This window comes from Pseudomonas sp. IT-P395 (genome assembly GCF_949767675.1).
Classification (GTDB): domain Bacteria; phylum Pseudomonadota; class Gammaproteobacteria; order Pseudomonadales; family Pseudomonadaceae; genus Aquipseudomonas.
Genome location: NZ_CATKPW010000003.1, coordinates 80,104 through 92,807 on the forward strand (window position 1 = coordinate 80,104; position 12,704 = coordinate 92,807).

14 protein-coding genes are annotated in these 12,704 nt (G+C 59.1%); 7 read left to right on the forward strand and 7 right to left on the reverse strand.

What is annotated here, in order from left to right:
- Positions 1-57 precede the first annotated feature (57 nt).
- The 4 genes from ACM6IN_RS02695 to ACM6IN_RS02710 all read left to right on the forward strand — a co-directional run bounded on the left by ACM6IN_RS02695 (position 58) and on the right by ACM6IN_RS02710 (position 2,299).
- Entirely contained in the window at positions 58-744 is a 687-nt protein-coding gene (locus ACM6IN_RS02695) for a spermidine synthase (RefSeq protein WP_007911335.1), read from the forward strand.
- Between the two features lie 48 nt (positions 745-792).
- On the forward strand, positions 793-1,164 hold the full coding sequence (locus ACM6IN_RS02700) for a YajD family HNH nuclease (protein ID WP_007911336.1): 372 nt from the start codon (positions 793-795) through the stop codon (positions 1,162-1,164).
- A gap of 205 nt (positions 1,165-1,369) precedes the next feature.
- Positions 1,370-1,840, forward strand: a complete 471-nt coding sequence (locus ACM6IN_RS02705; RefSeq protein WP_007911337.1) for an RNA methyltransferase — start codon at positions 1,370-1,372, stop codon at positions 1,838-1,840.
- Between the two features lie 81 nt (positions 1,841-1,921).
- A complete protein-coding gene (locus tag ACM6IN_RS02710; protein WP_007911338.1) occupies positions 1,922-2,299 on the forward strand; it encodes a DUF2892 domain-containing protein in 378 nt (125 codons plus the stop codon).
- A 169-nt stretch (positions 2,300-2,468) separates the two neighbouring features.
- On the opposite strand, the gene ACM6IN_RS02715 is transcribed toward ACM6IN_RS02710, so the two are convergent.
- Both ACM6IN_RS02715 and ACM6IN_RS02720 read right to left on the reverse strand, forming a co-directional pair.
- Positions 2,469-3,698, reverse strand: coding sequence for a hypothetical protein (locus ACM6IN_RS02715; protein ID WP_414915362.1), 1,230 nt, complete (start codon positions 3,696-3,698; stop codon positions 2,469-2,471).
- A 34-nt stretch (positions 3,699-3,732) separates the two neighbouring features.
- Entirely contained in the window at positions 3,733-4,182 is a 450-nt protein-coding gene (locus tag ACM6IN_RS02720) for a YcgN family cysteine cluster protein (protein ID WP_414915363.1), read from the reverse strand.
- 279 nt (positions 4,183-4,461) lie between these two features.
- Here ACM6IN_RS02720 and ACM6IN_RS02725 point away from each other — a divergent pair, with 279 nt between their 5' ends.
- Entirely contained in the window at positions 4,462-5,055 is a 594-nt protein-coding gene (locus ACM6IN_RS02725) for a nitroreductase family protein (protein ID WP_007911345.1), read from the forward strand.
- Between the two features lie 132 nt (positions 5,056-5,187).
- Here ACM6IN_RS02725 and ACM6IN_RS02730 read toward each other — a convergent pair whose 3' ends face one another.
- The 4 genes from ACM6IN_RS02730 to ACM6IN_RS02745 form a co-directional block, all read right to left on the reverse strand.
- Positions 5,188-6,120, reverse strand: coding sequence for a D-2-hydroxyacid dehydrogenase (locus tag ACM6IN_RS02730; protein WP_414915364.1), 933 nt, complete (start codon positions 6,118-6,120; stop codon positions 5,188-5,190).
- 104 nt (positions 6,121-6,224) lie between these two features.
- Complete coding sequence (locus ACM6IN_RS02735; RefSeq protein ID WP_007911350.1) at positions 6,225-6,518, reverse strand: YcgL domain-containing protein; 294 nt, start codon at positions 6,516-6,518, stop codon at positions 6,225-6,227.
- Entirely contained in the window at positions 6,515-7,648 is a 1,134-nt protein-coding gene (gene rnd / locus ACM6IN_RS02740; RefSeq protein WP_414915365.1) for a ribonuclease D, read from the reverse strand. The genes ACM6IN_RS02735 and rnd overlap by 4 nt, the downstream gene beginning before the upstream one ends.
- Positions 7,649-7,811: 163 nt before the next feature.
- Positions 7,812-9,461 (reverse strand): phosphoethanolamine transferase, encoded by a 1,650-nt coding sequence (locus ACM6IN_RS02745; protein WP_414915366.1) that lies wholly within the window; start codon positions 9,459-9,461, stop codon positions 7,812-7,814.
- Between the two features lie 405 nt (positions 9,462-9,866).
- Here ACM6IN_RS02745 and ACM6IN_RS02750 point away from each other — a divergent pair, with 405 nt between their 5' ends.
- Positions 9,867-11,060 carry a cyanate transporter gene (locus ACM6IN_RS02750; protein WP_095113767.1) on the forward strand — a complete coding sequence of 398 codons (1,194 nt, stop codon included), beginning with the start codon at positions 9,867-9,869 and terminating at the stop codon, positions 11,058-11,060.
- 176 nt (positions 11,061-11,236) lie between these two features.
- Positions 11,237-12,172, forward strand: coding sequence for a LysR family transcriptional regulator (locus ACM6IN_RS02755; RefSeq protein ID WP_007911368.1), 936 nt, complete (start codon positions 11,237-11,239; stop codon positions 12,170-12,172).
- Between the two features lie 3 nt (positions 12,173-12,175).
- Here ACM6IN_RS02755 and ACM6IN_RS02760 read toward each other — a convergent pair whose 3' ends face one another.
- Positions 12,176-12,541: a 5-carboxymethyl-2-hydroxymuconate Delta-isomerase gene (locus ACM6IN_RS02760; RefSeq protein ID WP_093438263.1), complete on the reverse strand. Its 366-nt coding sequence runs from the start codon at positions 12,539-12,541 to the stop codon at positions 12,176-12,178.
- Positions 12,542-12,704 lie beyond the last annotated feature (163 nt).

Consider the following 12,704-nt stretch of genomic DNA (forward strand, 5'->3'; position numbering starts at 1 on the left):
TCTGCACTCAGGCTACTCCCAACGGGCCTGCTTGCCTTCCCCCTTGTAGAGATTTCCATGAAACGTTTCGTTCTGCTCGACACCACCCCGATCCCTGAAAGCGGCGGTGCCCTGTGCCTGTTCGAGTATGGCGAGGATTTTGTCATCAAGATCCAGGGCGGCGACGGCGGGCAATTGATGAACACGCGCATGCACGGCTCTGAAGATGCCTTGGCCGAGATCCCTTGCCGCAAGGTCGCCGGGCGTCCGGATTCGCGGGTACTGATCGGCGGTCTGGGCATGGGTTTCACCCTCGCCTCCGCGCTCAAGCATCTGGGTAAAACTGCCGAAGTGGTGGTCGCGGAACTGGTGCCCGGCGTGGTCGAGTGGAACCGTGGCCCGCTCGGGGAAAAGTCCGGTCGTCCGCTGCTCGATCCGCGCACGGTGATCCGCCAGGAAGACGTGGCCAAGGTGCTGCAAAGCGAGCCGAACGGCTTCGACGCGATCATGCTCGACGTCGACAACGGCCCCGAAGGCCTGACGCAAAAGGCCAACAGTTGGCTGTACTCCGCCGCTGGTCTGAATGCCTGCGCCAAAGCCTTGCGCCCCAAAGGCGTGCTCGCCGTATGGTCGGCCAGCGCCGACCGGCTGTTTTCCGACAAATTGAAGAAGGCCGGTTTCAAGGCCGAAGAAGTCCAGGTCTTCGCCCACGGCAACAAGGGCACGCGCCACACGATCTGGATTGCCGAGAAGCTCAAGGGCTGAGCTAAACTCTGCCCATAACCGTCATCAGTCTTTTACAAAGGTGAACCCATGAGTTCGTCCACCCCAACCAATACGTCGAAGCTGGATCGCATCCTCGCCGACAACCAGCGCGACAAGGAAATGGGCTACCGCGACAAAGCCCTGAAGATGTACCCGCACGTCTGTGGCCGCTGCACCCGTGAATTTTCCGGCAAGCGCCTGAGCGAACTGACCGTGCACCACCGCGACCACAACCACGACAACAACCCGCAGGACGGCTCGAACTGGGAGCTGCTCTGCCTGTACTGCCACGACAACGAACACTCGCGCTATACCGACCAGCAGTATTTCAGCGAAGGCTCGCTGAGCACGCCGAAGATTGCCAAGGCAACGCACAACCCGTTTGCCGCGTTGGCCGGGTTGATGAAGAAAGAAGACTGATCTTCATTGCCTGAACTGGCCTCATCGCTGGCAAGCCAGCTCCCACAATGATTTTGATCGCTCACAAATTTTGTGAACACCCGAGATCCCTGTGGGAGCTGGCTTGCCAGCGATAGGGCCAGAGCAGACACCGCAGATCTCGAATCTGCCCGCCCTCTCCCAATCCCCGTATAATCGCGCTCTTTTTCCCGAAGGCACCCCGCTCGTGGCAGACAAACGGTACAGCTGCATTGGTTTGTATAACCCCAAATCACCGGAGAACGTCGGTTCGGTGATGCGCGCCGCAGGCTGCTATGGCGTGGCGTCGGTGTTCTACACCGGCAAGCGTTATGAACGCGCCGCCGACTTCGTCACTGACACCAAACGCGTGCACTACGACATCCCGCTGATCGGCATCGACGATCTGAAAAAGATTCTCCCGCTCAACTGCGTGCCCGTCGCCGTGGAACTGGTCGAGGGCGCCCGCCCGCTGCCGGAATACACTCACCCGGATCGCGCCCTGTACATCTTCGGCCCCGAAGACGGCTCGCTGGATAAAGAGATTCGCGACTGGTGCGAAGACGTCGTGTACATCCCGACCACCGGCTGCATGAACCTCGCCGCGACGGTCAACGTCGTGCTCTATGACCGCATGGCCAAGGGCTTGAACACCCGCTCCGGGCCAAAATTCCGCTAAAACATCGCACATTCGATGGAACGAGCTGACCGCTCCGGCAGTCAGCTAATTTATCCATTACTCATTGCCTGGAGAAAGATCATGACCGAGCTCAAACGCGTCGAACGTATCGAATCCACCCCGTTCCAGAGCCGTTCCGAGCAGAACGTCGAAGGCTGGGAGCGCATCGGCTCGCTGGCTGGCGGCGTGATCATGGTCGGCAAAGGCCTGCGCCGCGGCGGGGTGTTCGGCTTGATTCAGGTGGCGATTGGCGGCGTGGCGATGGCGCGTGGGATTACCGGGCACAGTTCGGTGAAGAGCCTGATCGAGAAGAGTCGTCAGGACATGAACAATGTGCGGGCGAAGATCGAGCGGGCTGGGGAAGAGTTGAGCAAGCTGAAGGCGAATGCCGAGGCGGCGACCAGCACTGCCACCGTGACCGGCAATGATTCGGTTAAATCGCCGAAAGCCGGGGTTTGATCCGAGATTTGCGGTGGGGCTGACGGCCTCATCGCTGGCAAGCCAGCTCCCACAGGTTCTGTGGAGACCACAGAATTTTTGCCCAGCCCCAAATCGGCTTATGGGTTGTGCACTGATTTTGTGCTCATCCCAAAACACTGTGGGAGCTGGCTTGCCAGCGATAGCGGTGTCACTGTAGCAATGCGGTATCAAGCACTTTGGACGACTCGCCAAGCACGCTCTCGGCCAGTTGCACAAACTCCTTGGTACTCACCGTCCCCAGATGCATCGCCCCACGCAACACATCATCCAGCGAACGCTTGTTTCGCGTCTTCAAGCGAATCTCGCGATCCAGCTCCTGCAATACCACCACCGCCTTCGAAACCTGTGCCGGGCTGATCTGTTCGCCGCGCAACGTCGTGACTTTCAGGCTGTCCCTGGCCAGTTTCGTCTGCAAACTTTGATAACGCTCATCGCTCATGCCACCGGCGCGGCGCACCAGTTCAATGGCGTAATACTCGGCAAAACCCTCGCTGATCCAGTCGCTGCGCTGCTCGTCGTTGATCCGCCCGAACACCTGCGCCAGCTCACGCACCAAAGCGCTGCTGCCGCTTTCGCTGACCAGCGGCAACCGTGTGTTCACGTAGATGGATTCATGCGCACCGAGGCTGCCGCGCCACATCGGATCGTTGGCGCCGACGATCAACAGTTTGGTCGGATGGCGCGGATAAACCGCCTGCACCTGCGGCCAGACGAACGTCAGCAACGTCATCACGTCCATCCTGCGCATGCCCTGCCCTTGCGGCGAGGCCACGGTGACTTCGGTTTCGCCCAAACGTGTGCGGCGGCTGCCGAGGTGGCCGGCGAGCATCCAGCCGGTCGGGCGGTCGAACAGGCGTGAGGGGTTGTCGATGCGGAATTTGTTTTTGCCGATGCGCGGCCAAGCGGTTTCGATGCTCTTCCAACCGTCGGGCAATTCGAATTGCAGACGCGCGACCAGTTCGGTGCCGTCCTGTTGATCGAGTTTGGCTGGCGGTACCAGTTCGTCGCCACGCATCAACGCCCAAGTCGGGGTCATGCGCGTGTCGAAACTACCGTTCTTGCGGCCGTGGCTGATGCGCACGCGGTAGCTCAGGCTGGACTTTTCGCTGGCGGGACGCCAGACCCCGCGCGCCTGTTTACCCGGGCTCAGCAGCCACTGGCCGTCAGCCTTGAAGTCGCTGTAATGGCTGCCGTCGCCAAGATCGAAATCGAGACTGCGCACCGCCTCACCTTTGGCCAGGGTCAGACGCACCTCGGCCTGATCACTTTGTGGCAACAGGCGCACGTGATAATCCAGATCGACTTTCTTCGCCGCCCAGACCGGCGCACTCAGTGCCAGCAGCGCGATCATCAACGCCCGCTGCAATCCGACAGCCATACACACTCCCTGGTAAAGCTTGCGTGCGCAGGGATCAGCCTGCGCGGAAAATCAGGTGATCTTCCCAGTCATCCTCTGGCACGCTGCCTTCAGCGAGCATGCGCCCGGATTGGGAGATCCGTTCATGGTGCACCGCATCGCGGTCACCGCACACCAAGTGGTGCCACAGCGGCAGATCCTTGCCTTCGCTGACCAGTCGATAACCACAGGTCGGCGGCAGCCATTTGAATTCTTCAGCCTGGCCCGGGGTGAGCTGGATGCAATCCGGGACAAACTTCAGGCGATTCGGATAATCGCTGCACTGACAGGTTTCAAGGTCCAGCAGTTTGCAGGCGATGCGCGTGTAGTAAACGCTGTTGTCTTCCTCATCCTCGAGCTTTTGCAGGCAGCACAGACCACAGCCGTCGCACAGCGATTCCCATTCCTGGTGATCCAGTTGATCGAGGGTTTTGCGTATCCAGAACGGTTCGACTTTGGCGACCATGGCTCAAGCATCAACATCAGGTGGTGAAAAGGCCGCCAGTCTAGTGCTCAAGGCCTTGCGGGCCAAGCGTTGGCGACTGCCGGTTATGCGGGACTTGTCAGTTTTTGTGGCGGCGCGTAGCTTTGCCAGTCGCAAGGAGCCTTGCCCGCAAGCCATTAACGCTCGACCGCGTTGCATTGTGGTGAACCCTCAGGCTCGGAAAACCCCATCGTTCAGCGCAACTGATCCCGCCGGGTTTTCATTCAAATCCCTGACTCAAACGTAGCAAGGAATCTCTCGATGAGTGCCAACCCTCGCGTTGCCGATTACGCCATTCACCCACAATTCACCGACCGCTGGTCGCCGCGCGCCTTTACCGGCGAAGCGATTCCAGAAGAAACCCTGCTGAGCTTCTTCGAAGCGGCACGCTGGGCGCCCTCGGCGTACAACTCGCAACCTTGGCGCTTTCTGTACGCGCGTCGCGATACGCCAAACTGGGAGCGTTATCTGGGCCTGTTGAATGAGTTCAACCGTAGCTGGGCGCAGCATGCGTCGGCGCTGGTGATCGTGATTTCGAAAACCACGTTCACTGCACCGGGCGCCAGCGAAGAAACTCCAGCGTTGTGGCACACCTTCGACACCGGTTCGGCGTGGGGTCATCTGGCGCTGCAAGCGAGCCTCAGCGGCTGGCACACCCACGGCATGGCCGGGTTCGATCAGGAGCTGACGCGCAAGGAGCTGAACATTCCTGAAGGTTATGCACTGCACGCAGCGGTGGCCGTTGGCAAACTCGGTGACAAGGCAACGCTGGCTGAATACCTGCAGGCCCGTGAAGAGCCGAGCCCGCGTCGCCCGCTGAGCGAACTGGCGGCGGAAGGCGACTTCACCCTCTAAGCCACAGCGCAAATGATCGTTCCCACGCTCCGCGTGGGAACGACTCAAGGGACGCTCCGCGTTCCAATGGGACGCAGAGCGTCCCCGGCTGCATTCCCACGCGGAGCGTGGGAACGATCTGAAGCAAGGAGATCAGTAGCCGCGGTTGAAATCCACTTCCCCGCGCAACGCCTCACCCGCCTGATACGCCTTCAGGTTCTCGACAAACAGCTGCACCATCAACGCCGGTGACGTCGGTGCCGAGCTGTGCCCGGTCAGCAGCAAGCCCCACGCCGTCCAGAACGGATGCCGTTGCGGCAGTGGCTCCTGACGGCAAACGTCGATCACCGCCCCCGCCAGATGCCCTTCCTTCAACGCTTCCACCAGATCGGCATCGACCACCGCAACCCCGCGCCCGGCATTGATAAACAACCCGGTCGGTTTGAATTGCTTGAACAGCGCCGCATCGTAGATATCGTGGGTGAGCTCGGTATTCGGCAGCAGATTGACCACGTAATCCACCTCGCCCACCAGCCGTGGCAGATCGGCCATCGAGCCGACTTCGACAAACGGCGCCTGCTCGCGGGCAGTGCTGGCGATGCCGTATAACTCGATGCCGAACGGCAGCAGGAACCGCGCCACGCTCTGGCCGATGTCACCGGTGCCGACGATCAGCACTTTGCGTCCGACCAGGCTCTGGCCGCTACGATTGTCCCACTTGCGTTCGACCTGGCTGACCAGGCGCGCCAGCACTTCGCGCTCATGGCCGAGGATATAGGTCAGCACGTACTCGGCCATCACCTGACCGAAAATCCCCACTGCACGGGTCAAGCGGTAATCACGGCGCAAACCGTCCGCGAGTAACGGCGTAATGCCGGCCCAGGTCGATTGCAGCCACTGTGGCTGGTGCCCTTGGCGCAGCAGGGTCGCCAATAGATCCGGTTGCCCAAGCCACACCGGGCAATCGGCCGCCTGCCGGGCCAGCTCGGCGGAGTCGCCGCTGGTCAGTACTTCAAGCTCGGGCGCTGCCTGACGCAGCAGCCGGGCGTATATCGCGTGGTCGTGTTCAGCAATCAGAACGCGCATCTTCAAACCTTTCGCAAACCGTGCAAACGGCCGCCGGATTCGGGCGGCCATCGCGGTAAAAACAGTTCCAGGGTAAACCGAGACTCAGAACAGAGCCTCGCAGATCAGACCGGGTCGTTGCGTCGCAACAACTCTTCGGGCAAGTGCTCGATGTACTCGTCCTCGGCCGGCGGCATCTGCAGGTGGTAGCCCTGCTTGTCGAGGTTCTCCAGGACCACGACGATGTCTTCGCTGGCCAGTTTGCGCTCGGGCGACAGCACCAGATCGAAGGAATGCTTCGGCTTGCCGAACGCCAGCATCAGCGCTTCCGGCACACGCTCAAGCGCATCGCTCTTGAGCACGTAAAGGTACATGCCGCTGCGCTTGGAGCTTTGGTAGATGGAACAAATACGTTTCAAGGCTGTTCTCCGGCGGTGGCCAGGCTGTCGAGCAGCTTCTGACCCATGAGTTCGCGGCGCCAGCCACGCAACGACTCAGGCAATTGGTAAGGACCCTCGGGATAACCGCTTTTGACCAGGGCTTCGAGGGTTTTCTTGCGCAGCATCAGTTCCGGGGCAATGCCCAGACGCTCGGCCTCCGCCTGACCCAATGCGCGCAGTTGTTTGATCAACGCAGCGGCTTCGATCGGCAACGGCTCCGGTACGGCCGGCGGCCATTGATCAGGCCCCACACTGCCAGAGCGCTTGATCAGATCAAGCAGAAATTGGCCGTCCTGACGCACGGTACGCGGGTGCATGTCTTCGATCTTGCCCAGGGCGGCGAGGTTGTCCGGTTGCGTGCGGGCCAGCGGCCACAGCGAATGCTCGCGGACAATGCGGTTGCGCGGCAGATCGCGGGCGCGGGCTTCGGTTTCCCGCCAGGCGCACAGTTCACGCAGTACGGCCAGTTGCGCACGCGAGAGTTTCCACGCCAGTTTGGCTTCGCGATAAACCTCGTAAGGATCGGTTTCGCGGCGCAGGTTGGCGACCAGTTCGGCACCGTCCTCCAGCACCCAGGCGAATTTGTCGTCAGACAGTTTCGGCCGCAGCTGTTCGAAAACCTCCGCCAAGTGCACGGCGTCTTCGGCGGCGTAGCTGATTTGCGTGTCGGACAACGGACGCTGCAACCAATCGGAGCGAGTCTCGCCCTTCGGCAGTTCGATGCCGAGCACTTCCTGCACCAGCCGCGAATAGCCCATCGAGAAACCGAGGTTCAGGTAAGCCGCGGCCAGTTGTGTGTCGAACATCGGCGCCGGCAGGCTGCCGGTCAGGCGCAACAGCACTTCGAGGTCTTCGCTGCACGCATGCAGGACTTTGAGCACTGCCGGGTTTTCCAGCAACGCGGCCAGCGGTTGCCAGGCATTGATGGTCAGCGGATCAATCAGGTAGGCGCGTTTGCCGTCGCCCACCTGCAGCAGGCCGGCAATCGGGTAGAAGGTGTCGACCCGCATGAATTCGGTGTCGAGGGCAACGAACGGCAGCTGCTGCCACTCGGCGCAAAACTGCGCGAGGCTTTCGTTGTCGCGAATCCAGTGAATATCGATGGCCACACGGCTCTCCCTTGAAGAATGGCGCGCAGTATATATCGCCACCGGCGATTTACGCGCCTGTGAAGGGCAAGAGCTGTAACGAAATGTCCTGCCAGAGAGCAAGAATAGTCTGACAGTGGAAACAGACAGGCCCGACGCGTCAGCACGACGGAGTTGATTGGACTCATTCCTTGGCGAGCACGCCGTCGATCACCGCGCCACGGCAACCGGCAAACATGTCCAGATCCGGCTGATAGACCTTGCTCTTGACCTCCAGCAGACCCAGCATCGAGTGGAACAGGTTGTCCTGGCTCAGCGGTTTGTCGCGGCTCATCTGCAGGCAATGGGTGTCGACCGAATAAGCCTTCTGATAGTTATCGGAGAACCACGCCAGCATCGCGACATGCTTTTGTTGCTCCGGCGCCAGCATGTAAGGCGTGCCGTGCAGGAACAGGTTGTATTCACCAAGCGACTCACCGTGGTCCGACAGGTACAACATGGCGGTATCGACTTTGTCCTGATTGCTGCGCAATACATCGATCAGGCTCGACAGCACATGGTCGGTATACACCAGCGTGTTGTCGTAACCGTTGACGATACTTTCGCGGCTGCAGTTATTCAGCGCGTTACTTTCACATACCGGGGTGAAGTGCTCGTATTCCTTCGGATAACGCTTGAAGTATTCCGGGCCATGGCTGCCCATTTGATGCAGAACCAGAACGGTGTCCTTGTCGAGATGATCGATAAAACTCTGCAGGCCTTGCAGGAGGATTTCGTCGCGGCACTCGCTGTTGGCGCACAGCGCCGGGTCTTTCACGTTGCTGACATCTTGCAGGGTGACGCGATCGCAAGTGCCTTTGCAGCCGGACTGGTTGTCACGCCAGATCACGTCGATACCGGCACGCTTGAGCACGTCGAGCAGACCTTCTTCATTCTTCGCCTTGCTGGCGTCGTAATCCTTGCGACCCATGTTGGAGAACATGCACGGCACCGAAACAGCCGTTTCCGTGCCGCAGGAATGTACATCGGTGAAGGCAATCAACCCGGCTTCCTTATCGAGTTGCGGCGTTGTATCGCGGTTGTAGCCAAGAATGCCGAAGTTCTCCGCACGGGCGCTCTCACCCACAACCAGCACGGTCAGGGATTTGCGCGGCTGGAGTTTCAGATCGGGATTACGCTGGGCGTCTTCGCCGATCTTGACGAACGGTTGCTGCGCCGAAACCACTTGCTCACGCAGGTAACCAGCCGAAGCGCCAATGTAATTGCTGGGCACCAACATCAGGCGAATTTCGTGATGGTTGCGAAACAATGAAGACAAGCCCTGATAGTTGGCCAGGGCTACGCCGCCAATTACCGCGACCGAGGCGACACTGACAATAACTTTACTGAGCAACTCACGGTGCCAGCGACGATAATTAATCGGTAACTTCCACAACAAAAATGAAGGCAAGACACCGAGCAACAGAAGATAAGCAAACAACTTTAACGAGAGCAGATCTCGCACTTCCGTTGCATTGGTTTCGGCAAAGTTACGGAACATGCCGGCATCGATCATGACGCCATATTGACTCATGAAGTAAGCCACGCCGGCGCTGACCAGGAATATCAGCGTCAACAGCGGTTTGAGCAGCGGACGAAAGGCCAGAAACGTCAGCACAATGTTGAATGCCGCGAGGATCATTACCCCGAACGCCACGCGTATGGCGATGCCCTTGCCATCGGCGCCGGTAATCTCGAACAGATGTTGCCAAAGGACAACATTGCAGCCGATTAAAAGAAAGGCACTGGCAATCAACGTCACCCATTCCGGGCGCACGGCTTTTAACTTCAACATAGAAAGGGCGATTCCTGAAAAGAAGAGCCTCGGTCCATGAAAGAAATTTCAATTGTGAAAATTTCATTAACTAAGGCACGAGAAACTTTAAGCAGGCAAGCATCAATTTTTTGTGAAAAAGACGCCAACGAATAGTTGGCTTTTGGCAATGCGCTTAAACTTGCGAAGTATTTGAGAATGGTTCAGCTTTTATTCAGTAAACAATGCGGCCCCTGTAGGAGCTGCCGCAGGCTGCGATCTTTTGATCTTGATCTTTAAAGCCAGATCAAAAGATCGCAGCCTCGTTGCACTCGACAGCTCCTACAGGGATCGGTATTTGATTTTTAGAAAGGGCTGTGGATTTTCTGGTTTGCCCGAAGCAGACGGTTCCGCGCCTAATCGTCGGCCCCGCTCAAAGGTCTGATGATGGAAAACGTCCGCGCCACTGCTCGCCCCGCTGTCTGGCTGATGCTCGCGATCATGCTCGTCGCCCTCAATCTACGTCCGTCGATGGCGGCGGTCGGCCCGTTACTGTCGGCCATTCGCGCTGACATCCCGCTGAGTTTCAGCGTCGCGTCACTGCTGACCATGCTGCCGGTGATGGCCATGGGGCTGGCGATGTTTTTCGGCATTGGCATCAGTCAGCGGCTGGGCGAGCAACGGACGGTTTTCCTGTCACTGCTGATCATTGGCCTGGCGACGCTGTCGCGGCTGTTTATCGAATCGGCAGCCGAACTGATCGTCAGCGCCGTGTTCGCCGGCCTCGGCATTGCGCTGATTCAGGCATTGATGCCGGCGCTGATCAAATCGCGCTTCGCCGACAACGTCGCTCTGTGCATGGGCTTGTATGTCACGTCGATCATGGGCGGCGCCGCCATTGCGGCCTCGTTCGCACCGCTGGTGATGGTGCAGACCGGGAGCTGGCGCAGCGGTTTGGCCATCTGGGCGATTCTGGCATTGCTCGCGTTGCTGTTCTGGTGGTCGCAACGCAGCCAACTGTCATCCACGGTGATGGCGGCAACCAGGAAAGATTCGTTGTTTGCCCATTCCCGCGCCTGGTTACTGGCCATCTTCTTTGGTCTGGGGACGGCGTCCTATACCTGCGTGCTGGCCTGGCTCGCGCCGTACTACGTGGAAAAAGGCTGGAGCGAACAAGACGCCGGGCTGTTGTTAGGTTTTCTGACGGCCATGGAGGTGATTTCCGGCCTGGTGGTGCCCGCGATCGCCAATCGCAGCCGGGATCGGCGGGTGATGCTGATGGCGTTACTGATGCTGATCATCGCCGGGTTTTGCGGCCTGATCCTCAGCCCGCAACAGCTCAGCCTGCTGTGGCCCTGCCTGTTAGGGCTGGGCATTGGCGGTTTGTTTCCGATGAGCCTGATCGTCTCGCTCGATCACCTCGACAACCCGCAACGTGCCGGTGGGCTGACCGCATTCGTGCAGGGCATCGGTTACTTGATCGCCGGCCTTTCGCCGCTGCTGGCCGGAATGATCCGCGATTGGCTCGGGAGTTTCGAGTGGGCCTGGTGGTCGCTGACCGTTGTGATGGGAGTGATGCTGTTGATGGTGTGGCGCTTCGATCCCAGGCATTACGCCCGACACTTTCCCTCGTCGAGCTAAAGGCTTCTGGCCATCTTTCAGCGGTTTGAGTAGCGACGTCGTGTTACTAAAACTTTCTGTCCCACAACTGACTGTGAAACGTCCTACAGGGCTTTGTCCTGGCACCATCGTTCCGTTAGGATCGTTCGCACACGTTTGCGCGGATTCAGCGCAAGGAGCACAGCGAGACAGAACGGATGCTGAACAGTAACTTGCTTCGAAAGCTCGACATGCAGGATCTCATGGTGTTTATCGCTGTTTATGAGCAAAGCAGCGTTACCGATGTGTCAGAAACCCTGTTCGTCAGCCAGTCCACCGTCAGTTACTGTTTGAAAAAACTGCGCACCAGTTTCGAAGACGAACTGTTCATCAACACCCGCACCGGCATGCGTCCGACCTACAAGGCCAGCACCATGTATGGCCATGTGCAGAAGATCCTCGAAAGCATCAACCTGTGCCACGCCGGCGCCCCCACGTTCGACCCGACCCGGCAAGCCGTCACCTTCAACATCTGCGCGCCGGAATACTTCGAGCAACTGATTCTGCCGCGCCTGTTGAAACGTTTCGATTTCGATGACTTACCGGTGATGGTCAACATGCACAAGTTCGAGACCGACGTCCCGGCGGATGAACTGCGCGACGGCAGCCTTGATCTGGTGATCAGTTTCGGTCCCAATTTCCACCGCCATCACACTGACCTGAAATCACGGATGCTGCTGGAGGATGATCTGGTCTGCGTTTTCGACAAACGCGCCACGCCACTGGAACCGCGCCTGAGCCTGCAGGCCTTTACCGAACGTCGGCATGTGTTTCCGACGCCGTGGACATCGACCACCAACATGGTCGACGGCTGGCTCGCTCGGCAGGCGCAAAAACGCCAGATCGTCGCGCGCTCGAACAGCTACAGCGCGGCATTGAAAATGATCACCGGGACTGACTTCATCCTCACCCTGCCCCGCCGCATCCAGCGCTTGCTGACCAACGAAGCGGTGTTCAATCACTGTGAGGCACCGAACGGCTTGCCGGGCTTCACCCTCGACATGCAGTGGAGCCAGAGCGTTGATCAGGACAGCGCCAACCTGTGGTTGCGTGAGCAGGTGGTCAAGGTGTGCAGCGAACTCGAAGCGGCCTGAGTCCTACACGCCAATCGCGGTTTTGCTGTAGGACTCGCGATCCATGTCGACCAGCTCAACGCACAGCTGCACCTCGACACCGGCCGGCCATTCGCACAGGTCCTGCAAGACTGCCAACAGGCTTTCTGACAACTGCTTCTTGATCTGCGGCGAACGCCCGCTGAGCAGCGCTAGCTTCACATAGACGAAGGCGCGCTCGGCCATAGCGGTACCGACCTTGAAGGTCTCGACTTTTACCGCACGGCTCTTGATATCGAACTCCGCCGCGAACTGACCGGAGCCCACCAAGGTGTTGTTGAGCCGCATCAACGCGACGTCGGCGTTCAACTGCGGCAGGTTGGCGGTGTATTCCATGTGCAGGTGTGGCATTGCAGATCCCCGGTGAGTTGGCAGAAAGGTCGTACATATAGCACATGCAGCTCATTACCAATCCCTGTAGGAGCTGTCGAGTGAAACGAGGCTGCGAACTTTTGATCTTGAGATTTGAAGATCAAAAGATCGCAGCGTGCCGCAGCTCCTACACGGTGTTGTG

What these genes read in the sequence shown, in the direction of transcription:
- ACM6IN_RS02695 (WP_007911335.1), top strand. Translation starts at nt 58, where the DNA reads ATGAAACGTTTCGTTCTGCTCGACACCACCCCGATCCCTGAAAGCGGC.
- ACM6IN_RS02700 (WP_007911336.1), top strand. Translation starts at nt 793, where the DNA reads ATGAGTTCGTCCACCCCAACCAATACGTCGAAGCTGGATCGCATCCTC.
- ACM6IN_RS02710 (WP_007911338.1), top strand. Translation starts at nt 1,922, where the DNA reads ATGACCGAGCTCAAACGCGTCGAACGTATCGAATCCACCCCGTTCCAG.
- ACM6IN_RS02715 (WP_414915362.1), bottom strand. Translation starts at nt 3,698, where the DNA reads ATGGCTGTCGGATTGCAGCGGGCGTTGATGATCGCGCTGCTGGCACTG.
- ACM6IN_RS02720 (WP_414915363.1), bottom strand. Translation starts at nt 4,182, where the DNA reads ATGGTCGCCAAAGTCGAACCGTTCTGGATACGCAAAACCCTCGATCAA.
- ACM6IN_RS02725 (WP_007911345.1), top strand. Translation starts at nt 4,462, where the DNA reads ATGAGTGCCAACCCTCGCGTTGCCGATTACGCCATTCACCCACAATTC.
- ACM6IN_RS02730 (WP_414915364.1), bottom strand. Translation starts at nt 6,120, where the DNA reads ATGCGCGTTCTGATTGCTGAACACGACCACGCGATATACGCCCGGCTG.
- ACM6IN_RS02745 (WP_414915366.1), bottom strand. Translation starts at nt 9,461, where the DNA reads ATGTTGAAGTTAAAAGCCGTGCGCCCGGAATGGGTGACGTTGATTGCC.
- ACM6IN_RS02750 (WP_095113767.1), top strand. Translation starts at nt 9,867, where the DNA reads ATGGAAAACGTCCGCGCCACTGCTCGCCCCGCTGTCTGGCTGATGCTC.
- ACM6IN_RS02755 (WP_007911368.1), top strand. Translation starts at nt 11,237, where the DNA reads ATGCTGAACAGTAACTTGCTTCGAAAGCTCGACATGCAGGATCTCATG.
- ACM6IN_RS02760 (WP_093438263.1), bottom strand. Translation starts at nt 12,541, where the DNA reads ATGCCACACCTGCACATGGAATACACCGCCAACCTGCCGCAGTTGAAC.